The organism is Variovorax sp. WS11, from assembly GCF_010499245.1.
Taxonomy (GTDB): Bacteria; Pseudomonadota; Gammaproteobacteria; order Burkholderiales; family Burkholderiaceae_C; genus Variovorax.
Genome location: NZ_JAAGOW010000001.1, coordinates 2419514 through 2442022, shown reverse-complemented (window position 1 = coordinate 2442022; position 22509 = coordinate 2419514). Strand labels below are relative to the sequence as shown.

26 protein-coding genes are annotated in these 22509 nt (G+C 67.6%); 15 read left to right on the top strand and 11 right to left on the bottom strand.

What is annotated here, in order from left to right; genetic code table 11:
• Window positions 1-20: 20 nt before the first annotated feature.
• Window positions 21-221, bottom strand: a complete 201-nt coding sequence (locus GXN78_RS12015; RefSeq protein ID WP_146163140.1) for a hypothetical protein — start codon at window positions 219-221, stop codon at window positions 21-23.
• Here GXN78_RS12015 and GXN78_RS12010 point away from each other — a divergent pair.
• The 3 genes from GXN78_RS12010 (at window position 220) to GXN78_RS12000 (ending at window position 4397) form a co-directional block, all read left to right on the top strand.
• Window positions 220-3606, top strand: a complete 3387-nt coding sequence (locus GXN78_RS12010; RefSeq protein ID WP_164255430.1) for an adenylate/guanylate cyclase domain-containing protein — start codon at window positions 220-222, stop codon at window positions 3604-3606. The genes GXN78_RS12015 and GXN78_RS12010 overlap by 2 nt on opposite strands.
• Before the next feature lie 5 nt (window positions 3607-3611).
• Window positions 3612-3971 carry an HPF/RaiA family ribosome-associated protein gene (locus GXN78_RS12005; RefSeq protein ID WP_106559357.1) on the top strand — a complete coding sequence of 120 codons (360 nt, stop codon included), beginning with the start codon at window positions 3612-3614 and terminating at the stop codon, window positions 3969-3971.
• Between the two features lie 135 nt (window positions 3972-4106).
• Entirely contained in the window at window positions 4107-4397 is a 291-nt protein-coding gene (locus GXN78_RS12000; protein WP_106559356.1) for a DUF1330 domain-containing protein, read from the top strand.
• A 9-nt stretch (window positions 4398-4406) separates the two neighbouring features.
• On the opposite strand, the gene GXN78_RS11995 is transcribed toward GXN78_RS12000, so the two are convergent.
• Window positions 4407-5669 (bottom strand): hypothetical protein, encoded by a 1263-nt coding sequence (locus GXN78_RS11995; RefSeq protein WP_164255324.1) that lies wholly within the window; start codon window positions 5667-5669, stop codon window positions 4407-4409.
• Between the two features lie 173 nt (window positions 5670-5842).
• On the opposite strand from GXN78_RS11995, the gene GXN78_RS11990 reads away from it, so the two are divergent.
• The 3 genes from GXN78_RS11990 to GXN78_RS11980 all read left to right on the top strand — a co-directional run bounded on the left by GXN78_RS11990 (window position 5843) and on the right by GXN78_RS11980 (window position 7995).
• Window positions 5843-6004: a hypothetical protein gene (locus GXN78_RS11990; RefSeq protein ID WP_164255429.1), complete on the top strand. Its 162-nt coding sequence runs from the start codon at window positions 5843-5845 to the stop codon at window positions 6002-6004.
• Window positions 6001-6999 (top strand): ABC transporter substrate-binding protein, encoded by a 999-nt coding sequence (locus GXN78_RS11985; protein ID WP_106559354.1) that lies wholly within the window; start codon window positions 6001-6003, stop codon window positions 6997-6999. The genes GXN78_RS11990 and GXN78_RS11985 overlap by 4 nt, the downstream gene beginning before the upstream one ends.
• Window positions 7000-7185: 186 nt before the next feature.
• Window positions 7186-7995 (top strand): hypothetical protein, encoded by an 810-nt coding sequence (locus GXN78_RS11980; RefSeq protein WP_146163139.1) that lies wholly within the window; start codon window positions 7186-7188, stop codon window positions 7993-7995.
• A gap of 990 nt (window positions 7996-8985) precedes the next feature.
• Here GXN78_RS11980 and GXN78_RS11975 read toward each other — a convergent pair.
• The 3 genes from GXN78_RS11975 to GXN78_RS41920 all read right to left on the bottom strand — a co-directional run bounded on the left by GXN78_RS11975 (window position 8986) and on the right by GXN78_RS41920 (window position 10764).
• Window positions 8986-9426 carry a DUF3037 domain-containing protein gene (locus GXN78_RS11975; protein ID WP_106559351.1) on the bottom strand — a complete coding sequence of 147 codons (441 nt, stop codon included), beginning with the start codon at window positions 9424-9426 and terminating at the stop codon, window positions 8986-8988.
• Window positions 9427-9459: 33 nt separating this feature from the next.
• A complete protein-coding gene (locus GXN78_RS11970; protein WP_106559350.1) occupies window positions 9460-10242 on the bottom strand; it encodes a hypothetical protein in 783 nt (260 codons plus the stop codon).
• A 75-nt stretch (window positions 10243-10317) separates the two neighbouring features.
• Entirely contained in the window at window positions 10318-10764 is a 447-nt protein-coding gene (locus GXN78_RS41920) for a hypothetical protein (protein ID WP_106559349.1), read from the bottom strand.
• Between the two features lie 195 nt (window positions 10765-10959).
• On the opposite strand from GXN78_RS41920, the gene GXN78_RS11960 reads away from it, so the two are divergent.
• Both GXN78_RS11960 and GXN78_RS11955 read left to right on the top strand, forming a co-directional pair.
• Complete coding sequence (locus GXN78_RS11960) at window positions 10960-11721, top strand: alpha/beta hydrolase (protein WP_239142676.1); 762 nt, start codon at window positions 10960-10962, stop codon at window positions 11719-11721.
• 114 nt (window positions 11722-11835) lie between these two features.
• On the top strand, window positions 11836-12120 hold the full coding sequence (locus tag GXN78_RS11955; RefSeq protein ID WP_106559348.1) for a hypothetical protein: 285 nt from the start codon (window positions 11836-11838) through the stop codon (window positions 12118-12120).
• On the opposite strand, the gene GXN78_RS11950 is transcribed toward GXN78_RS11955, so the two are convergent.
• A complete protein-coding gene (locus tag GXN78_RS11950) occupies window positions 12101-12685 on the bottom strand; it encodes a YSC84-related protein (RefSeq protein WP_106559382.1) in 585 nt (194 codons plus the stop codon). The two genes, GXN78_RS11955 and GXN78_RS11950, sit on opposite strands and share 20 nt — an antisense overlap.
• 139 nt (window positions 12686-12824) lie before the next feature.
• On the opposite strand from GXN78_RS11950, the gene GXN78_RS11945 reads away from it, so the two are divergent.
• From GXN78_RS11945 to GXN78_RS11930, 4 genes are all read left to right on the top strand, one after another.
• Window positions 12825-13775, top strand: a complete 951-nt coding sequence (locus GXN78_RS11945; protein ID WP_106559347.1) for a LysR family transcriptional regulator — start codon at window positions 12825-12827, stop codon at window positions 13773-13775.
• Between the two features lie 104 nt (window positions 13776-13879).
• The gene (locus GXN78_RS11940) at window positions 13880-15319 is read left to right on the top strand and encodes a sulfatase-like hydrolase/transferase (protein ID WP_106559346.1); all 1440 of its coding nucleotides are present in this window, start codon (window positions 13880-13882) and stop codon (window positions 15317-15319) included.
• A 10-nt stretch (window positions 15320-15329) separates the two neighbouring features.
• The gene (locus GXN78_RS11935) at window positions 15330-16703 is read left to right on the top strand and encodes an FAD-binding oxidoreductase (RefSeq protein ID WP_106559345.1); all 1374 of its coding nucleotides are present in this window, start codon (window positions 15330-15332) and stop codon (window positions 16701-16703) included.
• Window positions 16673-17650 (top strand): tripartite tricarboxylate transporter substrate-binding protein, encoded by a 978-nt coding sequence (locus GXN78_RS11930; RefSeq protein WP_106559344.1) that lies wholly within the window; start codon window positions 16673-16675, stop codon window positions 17648-17650. The genes GXN78_RS11935 and GXN78_RS11930 overlap by 31 nt, the downstream gene beginning before the upstream one ends.
• Here the strand turns inward: GXN78_RS11930 and GXN78_RS11925 are convergent.
• Complete coding sequence (locus GXN78_RS11925) at window positions 17637-18095, bottom strand: helix-turn-helix domain-containing protein (RefSeq protein WP_106559343.1); 459 nt, start codon at window positions 18093-18095, stop codon at window positions 17637-17639. The two genes, GXN78_RS11930 and GXN78_RS11925, sit on opposite strands and share 14 nt — an antisense overlap.
• A gap of 86 nt (window positions 18096-18181) precedes the next feature.
• Here GXN78_RS11925 and GXN78_RS11920 point away from each other — a divergent pair, with 86 nt between their 5' ends.
• Window positions 18182-19027, top strand: a complete 846-nt coding sequence (locus GXN78_RS11920) for a class I SAM-dependent methyltransferase (RefSeq protein ID WP_106559342.1) — start codon at window positions 18182-18184, stop codon at window positions 19025-19027.
• Here the strand turns inward: GXN78_RS11920 and GXN78_RS11915 are convergent.
• Both GXN78_RS11915 and GXN78_RS11910 read right to left on the bottom strand, forming a co-directional pair.
• The gene (locus GXN78_RS11915) at window positions 19024-19365 is read right to left on the bottom strand and encodes a hypothetical protein (RefSeq protein WP_106559341.1); all 342 of its coding nucleotides are present in this window, start codon (window positions 19363-19365) and stop codon (window positions 19024-19026) included. The genes GXN78_RS11920 and GXN78_RS11915 overlap by 4 nt on opposite strands.
• A gap of 30 nt (window positions 19366-19395) precedes the next feature.
• Window positions 19396-19938 (bottom strand): hypothetical protein, encoded by a 543-nt coding sequence (locus GXN78_RS11910; RefSeq protein ID WP_106559340.1) that lies wholly within the window; start codon window positions 19936-19938, stop codon window positions 19396-19398.
• Window positions 19939-20124: 186 nt separating this feature from the next.
• On the opposite strand from GXN78_RS11910, the gene GXN78_RS41155 reads away from it, so the two are divergent.
• Together GXN78_RS41155 and GXN78_RS11900 are read left to right on the top strand one after the other, a co-directional pair.
• Entirely contained in the window at window positions 20125-20598 is a 474-nt protein-coding gene (locus GXN78_RS41155; RefSeq protein ID WP_239142675.1) for a type II toxin-antitoxin system Phd/YefM family antitoxin, read from the top strand.
• Window positions 20595-20975 (top strand): hypothetical protein, encoded by a 381-nt coding sequence (locus GXN78_RS11900; RefSeq protein WP_106559338.1) that lies wholly within the window; start codon window positions 20595-20597, stop codon window positions 20973-20975. The genes GXN78_RS41155 and GXN78_RS11900 overlap by 4 nt, the downstream gene beginning before the upstream one ends.
• An 86-nt stretch (window positions 20976-21061) precedes the next feature.
• Here GXN78_RS11900 and GXN78_RS11895 read toward each other — a convergent pair whose 3' ends face one another.
• Both GXN78_RS11895 and GXN78_RS11890 read right to left on the bottom strand, forming a co-directional pair.
• Window positions 21062-22117, bottom strand: a complete 1056-nt coding sequence (locus GXN78_RS11895; RefSeq protein ID WP_204162215.1) for an adenylate/guanylate cyclase domain-containing response regulator — start codon at window positions 22115-22117, stop codon at window positions 21062-21064.
• On the bottom strand, window positions 22114-22494 hold the full coding sequence (locus GXN78_RS11890) for a response regulator (RefSeq protein WP_106559336.1): 381 nt from the start codon (window positions 22492-22494) through the stop codon (window positions 22114-22116). Before GXN78_RS11890 ends, GXN78_RS11895 begins: the two co-directional genes overlap by 4 nt.
• Between the last annotated feature and the right edge of the window lie 15 nt (window positions 22495-22509).

Here is a 22509-nt window from a genome sequence, read left to right as displayed (position 1 = left end):
GCGCAGTAAATATGCCGTTTTCAGTGAATATCGAGCTGTTTCAAGCAGTTGCCCGCGCTCGAACCTGGCCTGAAAAGAAGCTGCGCGATCTGAGGTGCGGGCGTATCCTCGAAAGCGCTTCCCCAACGCGACAACCAACCGGACGATGCGTGCGTGCCGAGCCCCGTCGCGGCGCGCGCCCATCGAACGGCCGTCGACAGGTAGCGAATGATGAAGACCATGCTCCAGTGGCTTGCCGAGATCGGCATGGAGCACTATGCGCCGATGTTCGAGGCGCAGCGCATCGAACTGGACGTCCTGCCTGAGCTCACCGACGCAGACCTCAAGGAGATCGGCATCGCCGCGTTGGGCGATCGCAAGCGCATGCTGCACGTGATCGCGCAGGGCCATCAGGAAGCCCCCGCCAGTAGCCCCATCGCCCCACCCGCCGCCAGCCCGTCCGCGACATCGCAAGTCGCCGAGCGCCGGCAACTCACGGTGATGTTCTGCGACCTGGTCGGCTCCACCGAACTCGCCGCCCTGCTCGACCCCGAGGACCTGCGCGCCGTCATCGGCGACTACCACGCCGCGGTGACGGCCGCCGTGGCGGCGCACGACGGCTACGTGGCCCAGCTGCTCGGCGACGGCGTGCTCGTCTACTTCGGCTACCCGCATGCCAACGAGGACGATGCAGCGCGCGCCATCCACGCCGCCCTGGAGGTGATCGCCGCCATCGGCCGGCTCGCGACAAACGGCCGGCACTCCCTGCACACCCGCATCGGCATCGCGACCGGCCTCGTCGTCGTCGGCCAGATCGGATCCGGCACACCGGCCGCCGAGCTCAGCGCCAGCGGCGAAACCCCCAGCCTGGCCGCCCGGCTGCAGGCCCAGGCCGCGCCCGACTGCATCGTCATCGCCGACCGCACGCGCCAGCTCCTCGGCGAAGAGTTCGAGCTCGAGGCCCTGGGCGCGCTCGCACTCAAGGGCTTCGAAGCGCCCGTGCAGGCCTGGCAGGTGCTGCGCGAGCGCCGCACCGCCAGCCGCTTCGAGGCCATCCACACGCAGCAGCTGTCGCAGCTGGTCGGGCGCGACAGCGAGCTGGCCCTGCTGCTCGAGCGCTGGAACACCGCCTGCGAGGGCGAAGGCCAGATCGTGCTGCTCTCCGGCGAGCCGGGCATCGGCAAGTCGCGCATCACCCAGGCCCTGCGCGAACGCACCGCTGCCGAAGGCCGCGAGACGATCGTGCTGCAATGCTCGCCCTCCCACAGCAACAGCGCCCTCTACCCGCTGGTGCGCTGCATCGAGATCGCCGCGAACCTGGCGCCGGCCGATGCGCCCGACCGCCGCGCCGCGCGCTTCGAGCAGTACCTGGCCGAGCACGACGTCGCGCTCGCGCCCGAAGCCCTGGGCGGCCTGCTCCGGCTGATGACGCTGCCCGACGGCGGCCGCCCCGCCCCGGCCGGCCAGACGCAGCAGCAGCAGAAGGCCGCCACCTTGCAGGCCGCCATCGACGTCGTGCGCGGCCTTTCGCTGCGCGCGCCGTTGCTCGTGCTCATCGAAGACGCGCACTGGATCGACCCCACCACCGAGGAATGGATCGGCCTGGCCGTCGATGGCCTGCGCGACGCCCGCGTGCTGATGCTGCTGACCTGCCGCCCGCAGTACCTGCCCTCCTGGGGCAACCCCGTGAACTCGACCCGGCTCACGATGAACCGCCTGAGCCATCGCCAGTCGGCCGCGCTGATCGGCAGCGTTACCGGCGGCAAGCCGCTGCCCGCCGAGCTGGTCGACGAGATCATCCGCAAGACCGACGGCGTGCCGCTCTTCGTCGAGGAGCTGACCAAGACCGTGCTGGCTTCCGCGCTCGTCGAGGACACGCCGGCCGGCTACCGCCTGCACGGCCCCCTGCAGACGCTCGCGATCCCGTCGACCCTGCAGGATTCGCTGATGGCGCGCCTCGACCGGCTCGCACCCGCCAAGGAGATCGCCCAGGTGGCCGCCGCCATCGGCCGCGAGTTCAGCCACGCCCTGCTCGCCCAGGTCATGCAGATCCTCGCCGCGCAGCTCGAGCAGGCGCTCGACGAGCTGCTGCGCGCCGAGCTCGTGTTCCGCCGCGGCACGCCTGCCGAGGCCGGCTATGCCTTCAAGCATGCGCTGATCCGCGACACCGCCTACAACAGCATGGTCCGCAGCCAGCGCGCGCTGCGGCATGCGCAGATCGCGCACGCCCTCGAGCGCAACGAGCCGCAGACCGTCACCATCCATCCCGAGCTGCTGGCCCAGCACCACCAGGAAGCCGGCCACGTGAGCGAAGCCCTCCGCTACTGGACCGCGGCCGGCGACCTGGCGCAACAACGCTTTGCCAGCCGCGAGGCCAGCATCCACTACAAGGCCGCGGTCGCGCTCATCGCGCGCCTGCCCGCCGGCCCGTCGCGCAGCGAGCTCGAGCTGGCCCTGCACCTGAAGCTCGGCAACGCGCTGACCGTCTCGGAGGGCTATGCCTCGGGCGCCACCGACCAGAGCTACGCCAAGGCCCGCGAGCTGGCGCGCGAGCTCGGGCGTGTCGAAGACTACGTGAGCGCCTGGGTCGGCTCCGCTCCGTCGATGAACTCGGCCGGGCGCAACGGCGAGCTGATTGCAGGCATCCACGGCATCGAGCCGGCGCAGCTGGCGTTGCTGGCGCCGCGGTGGCGCGTCAACGTCTCGATCGTCCTCGGTGCCGCCCACTACCTGCGCGGTGAGATCGCCGAGGCGTGGCAGCACCTGGAGGATGCGAGGCTGCTCGACGACAGCGTGCAGCTCACGCACGAGCACCCCGTTGCGGGCGCCGACCCGGCCATCATGATCCGCGCCATCAGCATGCGCGTGCGCGGCATGCGCAGGGCTACCTGGAGCAGGCCGAGGCCCTCGCGGCCGAGGCCCGTGCGCATCGCCGAAGTCCGGGGCCCACGCCCGCCCACCATCGCCATGGCGAAGCAGGCGTGGATCAGGGTCCTGCTGTCGAAGGGCGAGCATGCCCAGGCGGCCGCGGAAGCGAAGCAGATGCTTGCGTTGTCGGAACGCTTCGGCATCCAGACGCGCGTTGCCAACGCCTGGATGTTTTTGGGCCGAACCAACATCGCGCTGGGCGATGTCGAGCCCGGCATCGCCCTTCTGCGCAAGGGCTACGAGCTCTGGGTATCCGCCGGCGGCAAGCAGCAGTGTTCGCAGTACGGCGCGCAGGCGGCCGATGCGCTGTTGCGGGCCGGCCGAAGCGAAGAGGCCAGGCGTTACCTTGCCGACGCGCAGGCCGCCCAGGCCGAGACCGACGAGCGCTTCTACGAGAGCGAGCTGCTGCGGCTCGCCGGCCGCCTGCTGGAGGGCGGCGGCGACGATGCCGGCGCCGAGGCGCGGTACCGCGAGGCCATCGCCATCGCGGAGGCGCGTGGACTCAAACTCTTTGCCTTGCGCGCGGCCCGCGACTTGGCAAACCTCTGGCAGCGCCAGGGCAAAGGCACCGAAGCACGGCAGGTGCTGCAGCCGCTCCATGCGTGGTTTACTGAAGGCTTCGGATTCAGCGAGCTCCGCGAAGCGAAGGCCGTGCTGGAAAAACTGGGCACGCAGCAAGTTCAAACGAACCAGAGGTAGATGACATGCAAATACAAGTGAACACCAGCAACGGCGTCGAGAACAAGGACGCCCTCGAACGCTGGGCCAACGAAGAGATCAAGCAGGCGCTGGACCGTTTCTCTGCCGACGTGACGCGCATCGAGGTCCACCTGAGCGACGAGAACCACGACCCGAGCGGCGGCGGCGACAAGCGCTGCGCGATGGAAGCGCGCGTCTCCGGGCGCCAGCCGGTGACCGTGACGCAGCATGCGCCCAGCCTCGACGAGGCCTTTCGCGGCGCGGCCGACAAGCTCAAGCGTGCGCTCGACAGCGCCCTGGGCCGCCAGGACAAGCACCGCGACCGCGAATCCATCCGCAGGGATGAAGACGCGCTCGACGACTGAGGGCTTCATGCGGGCATGCGTGGGGCACACGACGCCCCAGGTGCTCAAATATGATCGAGCTCGCGAAAGCTATCGAGCGCCAATCGAGCGCACGCAGGGCTATTTGTTCAAACACCAACGAAGAGAGAAATCACCATGGCAAAAGCCTATTGGGTCAGCGCATATCGAGCCGTCAAGGATGCCGACAAACTTGCGGCCTACGCCAAACTGGCCGGCCCCGCCATCACTGCCGGCGGCGGGCGCTTTCTGGCGCGCGGTGTGCCGGCCAAGGTCTACGAGTTCGGGTTGTCCGAGCGCACCGTCTTGATCGAGTTCGACAGCGTCGAGCAGGCCACCGCCACGCATGACAGCCCCGACTACCAAGCCGCGCTGGCCGCGCTGGGCGACGGGGCCGAACGGGACCTGCGGATTGTCGAAGGCGCTTGAGCGCCGCCATCAAGGCGAGATCACCATCGCCCCGTAGTAATACACGGTCGTCGTGGTCCCGTTCTGCAGATGCTTGTACCGCAGCCGGAACGCATAGGCGTCCGGCGGCAGGCATTGAACGACGGGCTGGCCATTGAGGAACGCGCCCGTTCCGTAGCACCCCAGGTAGCGCATCGTGTGCCCGAGCGTGTGGCCCGGAATCGTGCCGGTGACGACCTGTAGCCAGTTCCTGCGGTGGTTCACGTACGCGGCGGCGTCCTGATCGGGCGTGGTCAGGTATTCGAGCCCGTCGTACTGCAGCGTGCCCGGCGTGGCAAACGCGGTGAAGTAGCTCTCGCTGATATTGCGCTGGCCCGCCTTCAACGCCAGCACCTGCCCCTCCGTCCCGAATACGTAGGGCACGTTCGCGTCGGGCGCCACGGTGTAGCTCACCGGCAGCGTCACCGACAGCGGCGCCGGGTAGGTGGGCGTGCTCTGCTTCACCGAGATGGTGAGCGTTGCCGTGTAGGTGCCCGGCAGCGCGAGCTTTGCGCCGACGGTCAGGGCCGCCGTGCCGTCGGCGTTGGCCTGCGTGAAGTCGGCCGAGAAAAGCGGGTTGTTGCTGGAGACCACCAGGTTGCTGGAGGCCCAGCCGCTGGGTGAAGTGACGCTGACCGTCTGCGGCGTGGGCACGGCGCCGAAGCCGGTGGCCAGCTCTACCTTGTCGACCGCCGGCACCGCGTTGTCCTTCACCTTGATGTCGTAGGGAATGCTGTAGGGCACGTTGCCCAGGCGCACCGAGCAGCGGATGTCCAGGCACACGTAGATGCGCAGCGAGCCGGTGAACTCGCCGACCTTCTCGAGCTTCTTGCCCTTCAGCATGATGAGCATCCCGGGCGGAGGACCGGCCGTCACCGACACGGAAGTCGCCGACTCGAACAGCCCCGCCGGGTCTTCGATCAGCACATAGAGCGTCTTGCCCGCCACCACCGAGGCGTCTCCGATCCCCGTGCCGCGCAGCGATGTGTTGAGCATCACGTTGCCGACGCGTAATAGGTGCCCGAAATCGAAGTGGGCGTCACGTTGCTCCGGACAGATTGACGGTGGGGTGTACGTCGCATCGATGGGCAGCGTGGTCGGCGGGTTCGGGTCCGCCGGGCCGGTGGCCGAGCCGCTGCCGCTGGCCGGAAGCCCCGCGAATCCACCACCGCCGCCACCACCACCACCGCCGTCCGCACGGCCGCAAGCAACAAACGCCAGGCGAGCGCGCCCAGCGACCTGAAAGCCATTCATCTCTTGTTCTGCCTTCTTTGAAGTTGTTCAATGCCGGGCGCCGGTCAGTGACCAACTCCCCCTCGTGAGCGGGCGTGAGGATACAAAGCGTTTCCAAGAAAAGCAACCATTAGTTCTAAATTTTCTGGCGGATGATCCGGACGGTCGAGCGTCTGGAAATCCGAAGGGCGAGCATGACGAAGCCTTTCGCGGCGCGTAGAGTTGTCTGCAACTCGGAAGGCAGCGGAAATGAGCCAGGTCGCACGCACACACGTTCCCTTCATGGCCCGCTCGGCTCCACGATTCCGAAATCGCTGCTGCTCCTGCTGCTGCACGCCGACGAGGTGATCGAATGAAGCGGCGCGACGCGCTTCCCGCTCTTCTGGCAGTTGCCGCGACCGCGCCGGATTGCGCTTTGGCGCAGCCTCAGGGAGCAGTCGGGCGACGGGTGCTCGGCCTGCTCTATCCGAACCCAGGTTCTGCAAAGGCAACCCCGATCGGCGCGCGACTCAAGGAGCTCGGGTGGGACGAGGGCGAGAACCTCCAGATCGAGGAAGCCTCGGCGGAAGGGAGCAACGATCGCCTCGACGCGCTGGCGGCCGGGCTCGTGCGCAAGCGCGTCGATGTCATTTGGGCTGCGGGCCCGGAGGCCGCCCTTGCCGCCGCGCGCGCCACGCGCGACATTCCGATTGCGTTCTATGGCGTCGCCTTCCCGGTCGAGCAGGGATTGGTCGACGCGCTCGCGCGCCCCGGCCGCAACGTGACGGGCCTGGCTTCCAACGCGGGCAACGAAGGCCTGAAACGGCTCGAGATCCTCAAGGAGATCTTGCCGGCCATCAGGCGGCTCGCCATCGTGACGACCGCTTCGGCGGTGGGCACCCTTGCCGGGGGCGAATACCGAGTGCCCGTCAACCTTGTGGAATCCGCCGCCACCGTGCTTGGCTTCGAGGCGCAGACCTTCCCCGTGTCCCGTCGCGAGGACCTCGACGCGGCATTCGCGAAGATCCTCGAGATGCGCGCGCACGCGGTCTGGTTCGATCACACCGCGCTGACCTTCCGCGAGCGCCACCGGATCGCAGACTTCGCCAGCGGCGCGCGCCTGCCGAGCATCGGCGGGATCAAGGAGTTTGTCGAAGCCGGCGGCCTGCTCGCGTACGGCGCCGATCGCGGGTGGATGATCTTGCACAGCTTCAACCATGTCGACAAGCTGCTGCGCGGTGCGCGCGCGGCCGAGTTGCCGGTTGAGCTGCCGAGCAAGTTCGAGCTCACGCTCAACTTGAAGACCGCCAGCGCACTCGGCCTGACCATCCCGCAGACGGTGATGCTGCGTGCCGACCGGGTGATCGAATGAGTGCCGTGCCTCGGACGAACCCTTCTCTCGTCCAGGCGCTCTTTGCGGGCACGATCTTCAAATAGGGACTCGCGCGAGCCTGGAAGTCGCGAGATTTACGGCGCAAGCGAGACTTTGTGCCTCGCGCCCATGGCCGGGCGCCGCCAACAATCGCGGCCTCAAAAGAACAACCGGAGGCCGTCCCCCGTGCCCACCAACAAAGAACAACGACGCAGCAGCAGACCCGCGAAGACCCTCATCGCCATCACCGCCCTCGCCCTCGCCTTGAGCGGCTGCAGCACGATGGTGGCGTACACCCCCAAGGCGAACGCGCCCATCCAGACCCTGAAGTACACCCAGGGCGTCGGCACCGTCGCCGAGAAGAACGAGAGCCATGAGATCTTCATGTACCCGACGTTCCGGACGCAGGGTACGACCATGCCGACCTTCACCATCGGCTACGCCAACAACGGCGGCGAGGCCATCAACTTCACGCCCGACAACGTCAAGGCCTTCTTCCGCGGCCAGCCGGTGCCGATCTACACCTACACCGAGCGCATCGCCGAGATCCAGAGCGAGAAGCAGGCCAAGCAGATCGCCCTGGCCATCGTCGGCGGCCTCGCGGCCGGCGCTGCCGCCTACGGCGCGTCGCGCCAGACGTATCGATCGAACTACTCGGGCTACACCGCCGGTCCGCGCGGCATCAGGACCTTCGCGGGCACGAGCACCGTGCGCGTGTACGACCCGCTCGCCGGCATCGTGGCCGGCGCGGCCGTCGGCGGCGCCACGGGGCTGGGCATCCAGCAACTCGAATCCAACGCGCAGAACCAGGAGCAGGCGGCCCATTCGATCCTGCAAGCCAACACGGTCGAGCCGCTGCAGATGGTGACGGGGGATCTGGTGTTGAAGGGGTGCTGCGATCCGTATCCGAAGGCGCAGGATGTGATTCGGTTTGAGGTTACGGCGGGTGGGAAGGTGGCGGTGTTTGAGTTTGAGAGGGTGAAGGTTTCGAAGTAGGACTCCATCGCCACTACGACCGCTTCATGTGGGAGCGTCGTCGCCGCCTTGCCGGGCATGTTCCACCATCAGACTGCGATATTGATCATCGGGTGACTTCGACCTGTCCGAGGCCAAGTCTCTCGCGAGAATGCCGATCTCGCGTGCAGTCGCGACGGGGACCGGCGACGCGGCCTTCACGCAGGGGCCGCGATCCTGGATGCTGATTGCCGCGTTCCGTCCGTCTTCAGTTGGTCGCCGTCTTGCTGGCGTTGTCATCGTTGCGGGGCGATGCAAGTGCCCGTCCGGTGAATTCGTCAGCGCGGACGGATGCCTTCTTGCACCGCTGCGGTCTTCGCGGCTCTGACGCGGCCTCTGTCCCCCGGATCGATTCAGTCTCAAGCACCAGGCCATTCACGCCTCCTTAGAAAGGAGGATGCGCGCTTGGGTGTGTGTGATGGAGACTCGCAGTGCTCATAGGCAGAGTGGCTGCATCATCCCGCGGAATGTGGGACGCGGTCACGCGAATCGAGCCTTGCTGCCGCAGGTTCGGAGGAGGCCATATGTACGTTGACAGTGATCGCGCATGCGCTTCGCGGGTACATCCAACAGCATGGCAGGAGCCTCGACTGATATCGAGATGGACGTCAGCCTTGAGATCGACCTTGCAGGTCGCAGCGTTGGTAACTGCTGTCTCAGCAGGGGCTGCAGGATCTAGCATTGACCCCTCTTCTCTGGACGCCTGGCGTTCATTTCGCGCTGCACAACCATTCCAGGTCCAGGTCATAGCCGTCTCCGCGCCGGATGGCGACAAGGCGCGCATGCTCATCCTTTCCGAACCCGCCCCGACTATCAGATGGGAAGCCCTGAGGGCGATGCTTGAGCGAACCCAAAACCGTCATCGTAGAGGGCCGGCGAGCAGCGCTGCGTGAACTGACGTTGGACATAGTCGGCGCACCTTAGGAGCAATGCCACCCCCCGAGAACATCCGTGTTGACCCCAGGCAAGCGCTCAACGTCCGCGTTGCAATTCGTGTCTGGTGACCAAGCGCTCATAGAGTGACTCCAGCACCAGAGCCAGAGGCCCGTAGATGCCCGAACCGGTAGGCGACCAGTGGAGTGCGCTGTCTTCCACCGGCAGCACGGAACCTATCAATGCCGCGATGCACCGGCCTTCCCGGGCGCGCACCTCGGCACACCGCGCGGCGTCAATGGCGTCGAAGCACGCCTGCAGACGCAGCATGCGAGCGAGAAAGACCTCGGTGTCCAGCGACGGGAAGGCGCCCTGGACGCGCCGGCAGTCAGTTTTGAACTTCGCCACCACGCACGGCGCGTCGCACGTGGCGACAACGACACCGACATTGATGAACTCGGCCGTGCCGATGTCGTGCACGTAGCGAAGAACTCTGTAGGTGTAAGAGCTTTCCATCCCTCCATCGTCGACGAACGCCAATGCGTTTGCTCTACGAAAAACGTAGACGAGGCCCTATCGCCCATTCCGCTCAATGCTCTCCTTGAGCCGCACCATACTTTCCTCCCCCACCCGGACAAGCCCTGTCCGCGGCTGATCCATATCGACAATGATCGTGAACACCATCGCGATCAGCAACGCGAACAGCGCTGTCGATCCGTGCCGTCGATGCCCCGTCAGTCCATACCCGTAGGCGATGAAGCCGAGGGCGCCCAGCGCGACGACGACCAGCAGGCCGATCACGATCTGCGGCACATGGTTGTCGAGCGCGGCACGGCGCTTCTCGTTGGCGTTGAACATTTCGTTCAGCGACTGAATGACCAGGACCGTCGGCGGCGAGATCGGGCCTTCCGCCGCGGGTGTACCTGCCAGCGTCCAGAGCTGCGCCTCGATGTCCGACGCGGCGGCGCTGGCGGCGGCTAGCTGCGCCGGGTCGACGCCGGCGCGCATGAAGTCGATGCGTGCCGCGACATAACTGTTCAGCAGGTTCGAAATCTGTTGTCGCTGCAAGGGCGGCATCAGCTGCGCTCGGAGGGATGTCGTGCGGATGGCATTGACTTCTTCCTGAATGAGCGCCTTGCGCACATCGAAGCGTGACGCCGCCATCGCAAAATTGAAGCCCAGCAGCAGGGCAAGGAGCCCCAGGAGGGCGGCCTCCAGCGCGTTGATGTGCGATCTCGACCTCTCGTCATTCCGATCGCTGCTGCGGCGACCGGCCCGAAAAGCGATCTCGAGGACAGCAAAGAATGCTGCGATGACCAGGAGGAACAGTAGGCCCTCATCCACGCCAGCCAGCATGCTTGACCTCGCTCAAAGTTGATCGTCGCGGCGGAGGATCACCCATCCAGGCCGGATTCTGCGCCTCCATGCCAGCTACTCAAACCCCTTGAACTCCACCACCTCCCTCACATACCGCGCCTCCTCCCCCGCCGTCATCGTCCCCTCGATCTGCTCCAGCTCCAAGCATTCCAGGTCATACGCCACCCATTCAAAAAGCCGCGACTTCGGCATGTCCTCCAGCTGGTCCTCGTCCACCCAGTCCTGCAGCCGCTTCGGCGCACTGTCCAGCAGCATCCGCAGGTAGATCGCCCGCTTGATCTTCAGCTCGCTCAGCTCCTCCGCGGTCATACCCAGCCGGAGCACCACGACATGGTTCTCCCATGCCATCTCCCGCCCCGGCCGTTCCTCCAGCCGCGTCGACCGGCCCCGTGCGCGTGACGACCACGCCACCCGCCGGCTCTGCGCGATCGCCCTGGCATGGGCCAGCCCTTGCAAACTCCGCAGTGCCGTTTGAACGATGGGGCGCATGGTGAGGCGCATCAAACAGTCGGCCGCCACGCCGCGCGAGTAGGACGATCAAGATTCCCATCGACATCGCCGGCGTACCGAATGTCAAAAGACATGGCGTTAAGAAGAAAGGCCGCTCCGCCTACGCGCCGCAGGCCTCCTGTCCCAGCGAAATCTCTCCGGCCCGTCGCCTACCTTGGGCGCTCCAACACCGCGAGGAGATCCACCGTGCCCACTGCCGCCATTGCCGGCCCCCCTTCCAAGTTCCTGATGCTGGCCGAGTGCCGGGCACTCTGGGAAGCCAGCGCGACGCTCGCGCTATGGCCGTTGCTCCAGTGCGCGCCGCGCGGTGACGGCCATGCCGTCATGGTGTTGCCCGGCCTGGGCGCGAGCGACGGTTCGACTGAGCTGCTCCGCAGCTTCCTGGAAACCCGCGGCTACGCAGTCCATGGCTGGGGCCACGGCACCAACTGCGGGCCGTTGCCGGGTGTCGAGAAGGGCCTGCTGGACCTCCTGCATCGCCTGCACCAGAGCTCGGGCAAGGTCAGCCTGGTGGGCTGGAGCCTCGGCGGCGTGTTCGCCCGGATGCTCGCCGCCAAGTCCCCCGAGACGGTGCGCAACGTGGTCACGCTGGGCAGCCCCTTGCACGGCAGCCCCAAGGCCACGCGCGCGGCCAAGGTCTACGAGCTGCTGAGCGGCAGGCCGGCCGACGATCCCCGGCGCCAACGCTGGGCCAGGCCCACGCCGATGGTGCCCACCACCTCCATGTTCAGCCGCTCCGACGGGATCGTGTCGTGGCGCAGCAGCCTCGACGAGGAGACGCCGTTCTCCGAGAACATCGAGGTGGAAGCGAGCCACTTCGGCCTGGGCGTTCACCCCGCCGTGTTCTATGCGGTGGCAGACCGGCTGTCGCAGCCGGATGGCGGGTGGGCCCGCTTCGCCGCGCCGGCGAGCTTGCGTCCGTTCTACCCCGACCCGGCAAGGCCCTGAGGGCCTGCCTGCGGCCCCGGCCGGCCGATCGCTACATCGGGCGTCCATTCCCGCCTACACGGGCGGACGAAGTTCGGGGCTGTGCCGACCGGCAGGCGAATGCAGTCTGGTCGCATGGACACCGAGGAGCAGAGATCCTTCCTGCATCGCGGGCGCCGCGTGACCATCTCCCATTGGACGGATGCCGGCAAGATCTACGTCCGCGCGGAAATTCACCAGGGGAACACGCTGGTCTGCGTGCTGTCGAGGTCCGGCATCGTGGAGCGCGCGCCCAGGCTCATCGCTGGCCTGCACAACGCAGCCATCAAGTGGGCAGAACACGATGCGGCCGTGTCGAAGCGCCCCGGTCAGCCCTGGCCGCTCCGACCGGGGTTCACGACTAGACCCGCACCTCGCTGATCTTCGCGCCCTGCAGCGAAACGCCCGCCTCCAGGCCCAGGTTGGTCAGCACGAAGCCGACCACCGGCTGGCGCATCGTGTTGGTGTCGATCCGGCCGTTGGCGCCCATGGTCGCAGCGGCGACCGAGGCGTCGGCACCCGCCGTCCAGCCCTTGCTGTTGCGGAACTTGTCCAGCGCTTCCTGCGTGGTGAACAGATAGACGACGGCCCTGGAATGCGCGCCGGCCTGGAAGCCGATCGAGCCGGCCGTGGTGCTGTAGTAGGCCTGGGTGCGGTTGCCCACGCGCAGCGCGCCGCGCCCGTACTCGGCGCCGATCCCCAGGCTCCCGCCAACCACCGACGGGAACACCAGCACGCCCTTGGACTTGGCGACCATCTCGCGCGAATCCGGTACGGCGTTGTAGAGCTTGGAGAGCGTGGCGTCGACCTGCGCGTCGATGGACGTGCGCGACGATGCGCTGCTTGCGTTGTCGTCGGGCCGTGTGGTGGTGCAGCCGACGAAGGCAATGCTGCTGGCGGCAAGAGCTGCCGCGGTGAAGACGGTGCGGAGCTTGAGGGTGTTCATGGCCATTCCTTTCGTAACTTTACGATGCAATTTCTGCTTGCGAACGGTGCCAGTCCGTTGCGCATCAAGGTGTAGGACGGCCCTGCGCGCGGGCATCGAGCCCCTACAGTGGCGGCTCAGCCACGTCGAGCGCCACCCGATGAACATCTCCCTGCGCCAGCTCCGCTACTTCGTCGAAATCGCCCAGAGCCGCAGCTTCTCGCGCGCGGCCGAGCATCTCAACATCGCCCAGCCCGCGCTGAGCCAGAACATCGCCGCGCTGGAGCAAGACCTCGAGGTAGTGCTCTTCAAGCGCCATGCCCGCGGCGCGGAGCTCTCGCCCGCGGGCCGGCTGCTCTGCGACAAGGCGGTGGACTTGCTCGCGCGCACCGATGCGCTCAAGGAACAGGTCGCGGGCCGCGATGTGCGGCCCTCCGGCACGGTGCGCCTCTCGATCGCCGGTTCGCTCGCCGGCCTGCTGGTGGCGCCGCTGCTGCGGGCGGTGGCCGAGAAATTTCCCGATGTCGAGCTGACGGTGCGCGAAGGGATGTCGTCCGAAGTGCGCGCGCAGGTGGAGTCGGGCCAGGCGCACCTGGCCGCGATGCCGAGCCCGTCGGAGCTGCAGGGCATGGAGTCGCTGCCGGTGTTCGAGGAGCGCTTCATGCTCTTCGGCGCCAGCGCGGCGATGCGCCGCAAGCCGGCGCAGATCCCCTTCGCCGAGGTCGCGGCGCTCACGCTGGCGGAGCCCGACGGCGCGCACGACCTGCGCAAGATCATCGAAAGGGCCGCGAGTGCGATCGACAAGCGGCTCGACGTGCGCTACGAGCTCAACAGCCCGGCCATGCTGATCTCGGTGGTGCGCGAAGGGCTGGCGTTTTCGATCATGCCGCCCAGCGCCTGCCACGAGGCGGTGGCGGCGAAGTCCATCGCCGGACGGCTGGTGGTGGAGCCGGAGCTCACGCGCATGCAGGCGGTGGTGTGGCCGCGCGACCGCCCGCTGAGCCTCGCGGCGCTGGCGGTGCGCGACACGCTGATCGAGATCGTCCGCGGCATGGTGCGCGACGGCCGGCTGCACGGCCGCATCCCCGGCGCGAGCCATAAGAAAAAATGAAAGCGGCGTATCCCTAGACAGTATTGGATTCGTAGCGCCGGAGCGCTCACAGTCTCCACCAAGCGCTAGTGCCTACGCACGGCGCACCGCAGGAGACACAACACATGGCACAGAAGAGAAACGTCGTGGTCATCATGTCCGATGAGCACGACCCGCGGATGATGGGATGCTCCGGCCACCCCTTCGCCCAGACGCCCCACCTCGACGCGCTCGCGCAGCGCGGGGTGCGCTTCACCAACGCCTACACGCCCAGCCCGATCTGCGTGCCGGCGCGAGCCGCCTTCGCGACCGGTCTGCGGGTACACCAGCTGCGCCTCTGGGACAACGCCATGCCCTACACCGGCGAGCAGCGCGGCTGGGGGCATGTGCTGCAGGAGCATCGCATCCGCGTCGAGAGCATCGGCAAGCTGCACTACCGCAGCGAGGAAGACCCGGCGGGCTTCGACGCCGAGCACCTGCCGATGCATGTGGTGGGCGGGCACGGGATGGTGTGGGCTTCGATCCGCAACCCCTTCCGCCCGCGGCCCGACGGCCCGCGCATGCTGGGCGAGCGCATCGGCCCCGGCGAATCGTCGTACACGCAGTACGACCGCGCGGTGACGCAGCGCGCCGCCGAATGGCTGGGCGAGGCCGCCCGGCGCGCCGAGCAGGGCTTCGTGCTGTATGTGGGCCTGGTGGCGCCGCATTTCCCGCTGGTGGTGCCCGAGGCCTTCTACAACCTCTACCCCACCGACCGCCTGCCCGAGCCCAAGCTGCACCCCGGCACCGGCTACCAGCGCCATCCGTGGGTGCAGGAGTACTGCGACTTCATGGCCTCGGAAGAACGCTTTGCCGATGCGGACGAGCGGCGGCGCGCCTTCGCGGCCTACTACGGCCTGTGCAGCTGGCTGGACCACAACGTGGGCCAGATGATGGCGGCCCTGCGCACCGCGGGACTGGAAGACAGCACGCAGGTCATCTACACCTCCGATCACGGCGACAACCTCGGCGCGCGCGGCGTGTGGGGCAAGTCGACGCTGTACGAGGAGAGCGTGAAGGTGCCGATGCTGCTGGCCGGCCCGGGCGTCGCGCCCTCGGTGTGCGACACGCCGGTCGACCTGCTGGACCTGTTCCCCACCATCCTCGAAGGCGCGGGGCTCGACCCGGCGCCCGAGATGGCGGGGCGGCCGGGCCGCTCGCTGTACGAGGTGGCCACGGCCGCGCCGGAGCCCGAGCGCCCGATCCTCAGCGAATACCACGCGGCCGGCAGCAACACGGGCGGCTTCATGCTGCGCAAGGGCCGCTGGAAGTACCACTACTACGTCGGCTTCCGGCCCGAGCTCTTCGACCTGCAGGACGATCCGGAAGAGTTGGTCGACCTGGCCGGCAGCGCAGCGCATGCGGATGTACTGGCGGCCATGCACGAGGCGCTGCTGGCCATCTGCGACCCCGACGCGGTCGACCGCCAGGCGCAGGCCGACCAGGCCCGGCTGATCCAGCACTACGGCGGGCCGGATGCGGCGCACCAGCTGGGCTCGTCCACGTCCACGCCGGTCAAGGCGTGAGGCAGGCGCCATGATCACGACCGACATCGACGAGCGCTACCTGAAGGACTGGAGCGGCCTGCCCCACGGCATGCCGAGCGAGCTGCACCGGCCGACCACGACCGAGGAAGTCGCGGCCCTCGTGCGCCGCTGTCGCGACGAGAAGCGGCGCATCACCGTGCAGGGCGGCATGACCGGCCTGGCGGGCGGCGCGGTGCCGGGCGACGGCGACGTGGTGATCAACCTCGAGCGCATGAACCGCATCGAGGACATCGACGCGCTCGAAGGCGTGATGCAGGTGCAGGCCGGCGCCACGCTGCAGCAGGTGCAGGAAGCGGCGGCCGCGCAGGGCTGGATGTTCGCGGTCGACCTGGGGGCGCGCGGCAGCTGCACGGTGGGCGGCAATGCGGCGACCAATGCCGGCGGCATCCGCGTGATCCGCTACGGGACCATGCGCGATTCGGTGCTGGGCGTCGAGGCGGTGCTGGCCGACGGCACGGTGGTGTCCTCGCTCACGCGGCTGGTCAAGAACAGCACGGGCTTCGATCCGCGTTTTCTGTTCATCGGCACCGAAGGCACGCTGGGCATCATCACGCGGCTCACGCTGCGGCTGCATCCGCCGATGGGCGAGGTGGCTGCGGCGTGGGTGACGGCCGATCGCTTCGAGGCGCTGCCGGCCTTGCTGCGCGCGCTCAAGAGCCGCATGGGGCCGGCGCTGTGTGCCTTCGAGTTCATGTCGGGCCGCTTCGTGGGGATGGCGTCGAAGCTCTGCAAACAGGCGCCGCCGCTGGGCAGCGCGGCGCCCTGGCACGTGCTGATCGAGGCGGCCGGATCGGCCGGCCAGTCGATGGAAGACGAACTGCAGTCGGCCCTGGCCGATGCGCTGGACAAGGAAGAGATTGCCGACTGCGCTTTCGCCGCCACGCTCGCGCACCGCGAGGCCTTCTGGCGCCTGCGCGAGTCGATCCCCGAGCTGCTGTCGCACCTCAAGCCCACGGCCGCGCTGGACATCGGCATGCCCTGGGCCGAGACGGCCGGCTATATCGGCGAGGTCGAGGCGGCGTTGCGGCAGCGCATTCCATCGGCCGAGCATCTGTTCCTCGGCCACCTCGGCGACAACAACCTGCACCTCATCAGCGGGCCGGTCGATGCACAGGCCCTGCACGAGGTCGACGAGATCGCCTACGGCGCGCTGCGCGGACGCCGCGGCACCATCAGCGCCGAGCATGGCATCGGCCGCTTGAAGAAGGAATTCCTGCAGGTGTCGCGCAGCCCGGCGGAAGTCGAGCTCATGCGCCGGCTGAAGCAGGCACTCGATCCGGCCCAACTGCTCAACCCGGGCCGCATATTCGATCAGAACGAAGGAGACATCGCATGCAACGCAGAACCGTCCTCGCCGGCCTAGGCGCCTCCCTGTTCGGAGGCATCGGCACGGCCTTCGCCCAGGGCTACCCCAACGCGCCGGTGAAGATGATCGTGCCCTATTCCGCCGGGGGCGGCATCGATGCGGTCGCCCGCCTGATGGCGCAGGGCATGGGCGAAGAGCTGAAGCAGAACTTCGTGGTCGACAACCGTGCGGGCGCCGGCGGCATGCTCGGTGCCGAGGCCGCAGCCAAGGCGGCGCCGGACGGCTACACCGTGCTGCTCGCGGGCAACCCCGAGCTGACCATCACGCCTTCGCTCCACGCCAAGGTGTCGTATGCGCCGCTGAGCGACTTCACGCCGGTGGCGCTGGTGTCGCAGTCGCCCAACCTGCTGGTCGCCAATGCATCGCTGGGCGCGAAGACGCTGCGCGAGGCGCTCGATGCGGCGCGCAAGACATCGGGCGGCATCACCGTCGGCACGCCCGGCAACGGCACGCCGCAGCACATCGCGGTGGAGCTGCTGCGCTCGCAGACGGGCTTGGACATCGTGCACGTGCCCTACAAGGGCGCCGCGCCGGCGACGGTCGGGGTTCTGGGCGGCGAGGTGTCCTTCGCGCTGGTGGGCGCGCCGCCGCTGCTGTCGCACCTCAACGCCGGCAAGCTGGTGGCGCTGGCGGTGACGCAGCCCAGGCGCTCGCCGCTCGTTCCGGCCGTGCCGACGGTGGGCGAGGCGCTGGGCATCATGCGCGACGACGACTTCGTCGCGTGGTACGGCGTGCTGGTGCCTGCGCGCACGCCGGCGGAGATCGTCCAGCAGCTGGAGAAGGCCGCCTTCGCGGTGCTTCAGCGGCCAGACACGCGCGCCAAGCTCGCCGCGCTGGGGACCGATCTGGTCGCGATGCCGGGCAAGCAGTTTGCGGAGCGCATGCGTGCGGAGACGAAGCAGTACGGGGACATCATCAAGCGCTTTGCGATCAAGGCGACGTGAGGCGGACCTGGTTCGCCGGCGGCTGCGGAGCGCCCTTCTTTCGCTTACCGAGCGCACCGGCGCCCGCGGCCTTCAGGAGCCGCCGAAACGTAGGGCATTCCATATGGCTCGGCGCCGGGCAGACGGCCGCGTGGCGAAGGCTGTCGCGCATGGCGCTCAACTTGCGGATGGTCTTGTCCAGCTCATCCGCCTTGGCCGCGAGCATCTTGCGATCCAGACGCGGCTGCCCTTCCGGTGCAAACATGTGCGCGATCTCGTCGAGCGAAAAACCGGAGGCGCGCCCCAGCGAGATCAGCGCCAGCCGTTCGATCACGCCGGGGTCGAACAGCCGCCGCAGCCCGCGCCTTCCGGTGGAGGCAATCAGCCCCTTCTCTTCGTAAAAGCGCAGCGCCGACGCGGGAATGCCGGATTGCTGCGCGACCTCGGCAATGTCCAGGTGTCTCATGCTCTTGCTCTTGCTCTTGACTTGAAGTCGGCTTGAAGTTGCACAGTCTAGCTTTCGCCCCCTGGGCCAGCAAAGGAAAGATGACCATGGACACCACCACACCCCAGACCGGCAACGACCAGGCGGCCTTCTGGAACGGCCGCGCCGGACGCGCATGGGTCGACGAACAGCAGGTGCTCGACGCCGTGCTGCAGCCCTTCGAAGACCTGCTCGTCGAGGCGGTCGTCGCCGCGTCCGCGCAGCGCGTGCTCGACGTCGGCTGCGGCACCGGCGGCACGACCTTGGCCATTGCGCGGCGGCTCGGCGCCACGGGCCGCTGCATCGGCGTCGACGTCTCGGAGCCGATGATCGCCGTCGCACGGGCGCGCGCCGAAAGCGAAGGCGCGCCGGCCAGCTTCGTCTGCGCCGACGCGCAACGCCATGCCTTCGAGCCTGCGAGCTTCGACATGATCGTTTCGCGCTTCGGCGTCATGTTCTTCGACGACCCGGTCGTGGCCTTCGCGAACCTGCGGCGAGCGGCAAGCAAGGATGCGAGGCTGCACGCCATCACTTGGCGTAGCGCGGCGGACAACCCGTTCATGACGACGGCCGAACGCGCCGCGGCACCACTGCTGACCCTTCCCCCTCGGCCGCCAGGCGCGCCGGGCCAGTTCGCCTTCGCGGATCGGCAGCGAGTGGCTTCGATCCTCGAAGAGAGCGGGTGGACCGGCATCGACATTCAACCGATCGATGTCGCCTGCACCTTGCCCGAGAAGGAACTGGTCGGCTACTTCACCAGGCTGGGTCCAGTCGGCTTGGTGCTTCAGGACGCGGACGAGCGCACGCGTGCGCGCGTCATCGCAACCGTCCGCGCGGCCTTCGACCCGTTTGTGCAGGCAAGCGAAGTTCGCTTCTCCGCCGCCTGCTGGAGCGTCAGCGCAGCCGCTGCCTAGCCCGCCACGAGTAAGCGAACGAGAACGACAAGGGCCCCGGCAGCGAAGAACGCTGCAAGGGTCGTCGCCGCGAGGCCGAAGCTTTCGTCGTTCGCTTGCTGCCGCGCCGGCGAGGCGACGCTGGGCATCTTCGCCGCCGTCTCGAACGTGGGGCTGAATGGGTTGTAGAGCGCGCCGCCGAGGCTTGCAAAGTCTTGCTCGGAGCGCTGCGCATCGGCCTCGATGGAGGGTGCCTTGCCGGCTTCAGCTGCCAGCAAAGGCGTACCCAAGGCCAGCGTAAGCGCGGCCAGGCACAGGCCCGCCCATGCCCTGCGCGCTCGATCCTTGTTTTTGGCCACGGCAGCCCTTCCTGGATCGCCAGGTCCTTGCTACTTATTGCCCGTCAGCTTGTGTGCCTGATGGTTGCCGAAGGTCAGCGGGGCAGCGGCGTCATCGCAGTCCAGCACGGTCGACGCCCCCACCGTGATGAGGACCCGGGCAGTGTCCAATGTGCCAGGCTCTCCGGCATCGACGAACGTGAAGTTGATCGCCGCGGGCTGGCCATTGAATGTTCCGGTGCCTTCGCCCACGAAGGTGTCGAAAAGCGAACTGTTCGGGGGTGTCTGGTCGATGGCAGGGTCGTTGCTGCAAAGACCTTTCCTCAAAGTGGTCAGGTGGAAGTTGTCACCACCGGAAAAATTGATCTCCAGGTTGTTGGGCTCCGCGGGGTCGGCGCCTTCGAACGCTCCGCCGGTTCCACAGTGCAACTCGAATCCGTGGGTCACTTTCTGGGTCCCACCGTAGTAGGGGCAGAAAAAGCTGCCACCGCCAGTCATTCGGCCCGGCTCGTGGGCCCACGCAGGACTTATTACCATCATCGCCGCCGCTGCTGCGCCAGCGCAGAGCACGGCCATACCGCAAGGCTTGTCCATGATCCTTCTCCTGCCCCGCCACGGGCGGTGATACCAGGGCCGAAGCCGATCACCTGAAGATATTGAACACGCTGACAGACGCTCGGCCCCTTCGGGCGCGAATGTTGTACGCCCAAAACAAGGGCTCCTCCATATGGCGGATGGCCTACGTTTGCCGCGTAGCGGGGCGCGGTGCGCAATGCCCGTGTGGGCAGTGATGTCTCAGCTACTGCGCCGCGGCGCGAGCCTCGTCCTGCAAAGCGCTGCGTTCAACCGCACCGCAACCGAGACGCCTGCACCGGCCGCGCGAACGGCTTCGATTGCAGTCTTGCAGGTTTGGTCGTTAAACTGATCGACATTAACGAAAACCTTAACGGATACTGCAACATGCCATTGCGAGCATCAGACGTCGTTCCGATCAGCGAAGCGCGCGCCAGGCTCACCGACCTGGCCGAAGACGTGGTGGGAAGCGGCTCCGAAAAAGTGCTGACCAAGAACGGCGCGAGCTACGTCGCTCTGATCGACGCGCGCCGACTGGACTACTACCATGCCCTCGAAGCCGAGCATGCGAGCCTCGTGCTGGCCGAGGACGCCATCGCCGGCTTGCGGCAGGCCCTGGCGGGACAGTTCGTGGCTGACGAAGAACTGGATCAGGCACTCGGCGTCTCACCTGCGCCGTGAGCATTCCCGTCAACGCAAGGGTCCGGGCGGTTCCCAACTTCCTGGCGTGCCTGCTGGCCGCCCGCGCCTTCATGGAAGAACAGGACACCGCTTCTGCGCCCTCGCGCTTCAAGAAGCTGCAGGCGGAAGTTGTGAAAGCACGGGCGCTTCTTTCCTTCGCACCAGCGAGTGGCCGACCCGCCCGATTCCTCGACGCGAAATCAGGTTGGGGGCAGTTTCAGTCCGAGCAGGCCAGGCAACTCGCGCGAGCACTCGGTATGCCCGAACTGCGAGAGCTGGTGTTGGCTCGCCACGTCGTGCTCTACGCTCACTCCAAACAGGATGTGGTGCTGCTTTCGATGCGGCACGAGCGCCAACTGGCCTATCGATTGCAGTAGCCAAGCCAGGCATCGGCCCTTTCCTCAAGTCTTCAGACCTCACCCGCACCGCAACCTAAACGCCTGCACCGGCCGCGCAAACCCCTTCAACACCAGCGCCCCCGCCGCCTCGCCCTCCACGACCCCTTCGATCGCCCCACACGCGCTGCGACACCGGGACCTCGCCGCCTTGCGCCTCCCCGCACAGCCGCGCCGCGAGGTTGGTCACGGTCCCGATCGCCCCCGTAGTCGATGCGCCCCGGAAAGCCGATCCCGCCCAGCGTCGCGAAGCCCTGCGCGATGCCCACGCCCATCTGCAGCTCGTGCCCGCGCTTGCGCCAGCGCTCGGCCAGCAGCGCCACGTCGCCCTGCATCGCCAGCGCCATGCGTGCCGCGCGCGGCGCCGGGTCGGGGATCGGCGTCGGGTCGTTGAAGAACACCATGATCCCGTCGCCGGTGAAGCGTTCTAGCGTGCCTTCGAACTCGAGGATGCGCCGCCCCATCGCGGCGTGGTAGTCGGCGAGCACGGCCATCACCTCCTCCGGGTCGGCGGTCTCGGTGAAGGCGGTGAAGCCGCGCAGGTCGAGAAAGACGACGGTGATCTCGCAGCGGTGGCTCTTCAGTGGATCGTCGGCGCCGCCGTTGACGATGGCCTCCGCAAGCTGCGGCGAGAAGAAGCGCCGCAGCCGGCCGACCCGCTCGAGCTCCTGCACGCCCTCTTGCACCCGCTGCTCCAGCGTGCGGTTCCATTCCGCCAGCGCGCTGCGCTGGCGCTCGACCTCGTCGTACAGCTGCTTGATGCGAAGCAGCGACTTCACGCGCGCCAGCAGCTCGGCCTGCGCCACCGGCTTGCTCAGGAAGTCGTCCGCACCGGCCTCCAGGCCTTTCACGCGCTCCGCCGCCGGGTCGAGCGCAGTCACCAGCACCACCGGCAGCATCGCGTGCGCCGGATCGGCGCGGATGGCGGCGCAGACCTCGTAGCCGCTCATGCCCGGCATCATCACGTCGAGCAGCACCAGGTCGGGCTTCTCTTCGGCCAGCTTGCGAAGCGCTTCGGGGCCGGAGGCCGCGGTCACGGCCCGGTAGCCTTTGACGCACAACAGGTCAGCGAGCAGCTTGGCGTTGAGCGGCGTGTCGTCGACGACGAGGATAGTGGCGCTCATCGAACAGGCCGCCCTTCCCGCAGCATGCGCTGCACGGTCTCGCGAAACTGCTGCAGCTGGATCGGCTTGGTGATGAAGGCATCGAAGCCGGAGCTGACGATCTTCTGCTGCTCGTCGGGCATCACCGAGGCCGACACCGCCAGCACCGGCACCGCGTCGAGCGCGGCATTGCGGCGGATCTCGCGCAGCACGGCGATGCCGTCGATGTCGGGCAGCTGGATGTCCATCAGCACCAGGTCGGGCTGCGCGTCGACGGCGAGGCGCAGGCCCTCGCGGCCGGTCGCGGCTTCGAGCGTGGCGTGGCCCGCGTGCTGGAGGATGTCGCGCACCAGCTTCATGTTCTTCTCGTTGTCCTCGACGATCAGGATGGTGCTCATGCTGTTTCTCCCCGC

Excerpts from the sequence above, each read along its gene's own strand:
- GXN78_RS12010 (WP_164255430.1), top strand. The coding sequence starts at position 220 with ATGCTCCAGTGGCTTGCCGAGATCGGCATGGAGCACTATGCGCCGATG.
- GXN78_RS12015 (WP_146163140.1), bottom strand. The coding sequence starts at position 221 with ATGGTCTTCATCATTCGCTACCTGTCGACGGCCGTTCGATGGGCGCGC.
- GXN78_RS12005 (WP_106559357.1), top strand. The coding sequence starts at position 3,612 with ATGCAAATACAAGTGAACACCAGCAACGGCGTCGAGAACAAGGACGCC.
- GXN78_RS12000 (WP_106559356.1), top strand. The coding sequence starts at position 4,107 with ATGGCAAAAGCCTATTGGGTCAGCGCATATCGAGCCGTCAAGGATGCC.
- GXN78_RS11995 (WP_164255324.1), bottom strand. The coding sequence starts at position 5,669 with ATGAATGGCTTTCAGGTCGCTGGGCGCGCTCGCCTGGCGTTTGTTGCT.
- GXN78_RS11990 (WP_164255429.1), top strand. The coding sequence starts at position 5,843 with ATGACGAAGCCTTTCGCGGCGCGTAGAGTTGTCTGCAACTCGGAAGGC.
- GXN78_RS11985 (WP_106559354.1), top strand. The coding sequence starts at position 6,001 with ATGAAGCGGCGCGACGCGCTTCCCGCTCTTCTGGCAGTTGCCGCGACC.
- GXN78_RS11970 (WP_106559350.1), bottom strand. The coding sequence starts at position 10,242 with ATGCTGGCTGGCGTGGATGAGGGCCTACTGTTCCTCCTGGTCATCGCA.
- GXN78_RS41920 (WP_106559349.1), bottom strand. The coding sequence starts at position 10,764 with ATGCGCCTCACCATGCGCCCCATCGTTCAAACGGCACTGCGGAGTTTG.
- GXN78_RS11955 (WP_106559348.1), top strand. The coding sequence starts at position 11,836 with ATGGACACCGAGGAGCAGAGATCCTTCCTGCATCGCGGGCGCCGCGTG.
- GXN78_RS11950 (WP_106559382.1), bottom strand. The coding sequence starts at position 12,685 with ATGAACACCCTCAAGCTCCGCACCGTCTTCACCGCGGCAGCTCTTGCC.
- GXN78_RS11945 (WP_106559347.1), top strand. The coding sequence starts at position 12,825 with ATGAACATCTCCCTGCGCCAGCTCCGCTACTTCGTCGAAATCGCCCAG.
- GXN78_RS11940 (WP_106559346.1), top strand. The coding sequence starts at position 13,880 with ATGGCACAGAAGAGAAACGTCGTGGTCATCATGTCCGATGAGCACGAC.
- GXN78_RS11935 (WP_106559345.1), top strand. The coding sequence starts at position 15,330 with ATGATCACGACCGACATCGACGAGCGCTACCTGAAGGACTGGAGCGGC.
- GXN78_RS11930 (WP_106559344.1), top strand. The coding sequence starts at position 16,673 with ATGCAACGCAGAACCGTCCTCGCCGGCCTAGGCGCCTCCCTGTTCGGA.
- GXN78_RS11925 (WP_106559343.1), bottom strand. The coding sequence starts at position 18,095 with ATGAGACACCTGGACATTGCCGAGGTCGCGCAGCAATCCGGCATTCCC.
- GXN78_RS11920 (WP_106559342.1), top strand. The coding sequence starts at position 18,182 with ATGGACACCACCACACCCCAGACCGGCAACGACCAGGCGGCCTTCTGG.
- GXN78_RS11910 (WP_106559340.1), bottom strand. The coding sequence starts at position 19,938 with ATGGACAAGCCTTGCGGTATGGCCGTGCTCTGCGCTGGCGCAGCAGCG.
- GXN78_RS11895 (WP_204162215.1), bottom strand. The coding sequence starts at position 22,117 with ATGAGCGCCACTATCCTCGTCGTCGACGACACGCCGCTCAACGCCAAG.
- GXN78_RS11890 (WP_106559336.1), bottom strand. The coding sequence starts at position 22,494 with ATGAGCACCATCCTGATCGTCGAGGACAACGAGAAGAACATGAAGCTG.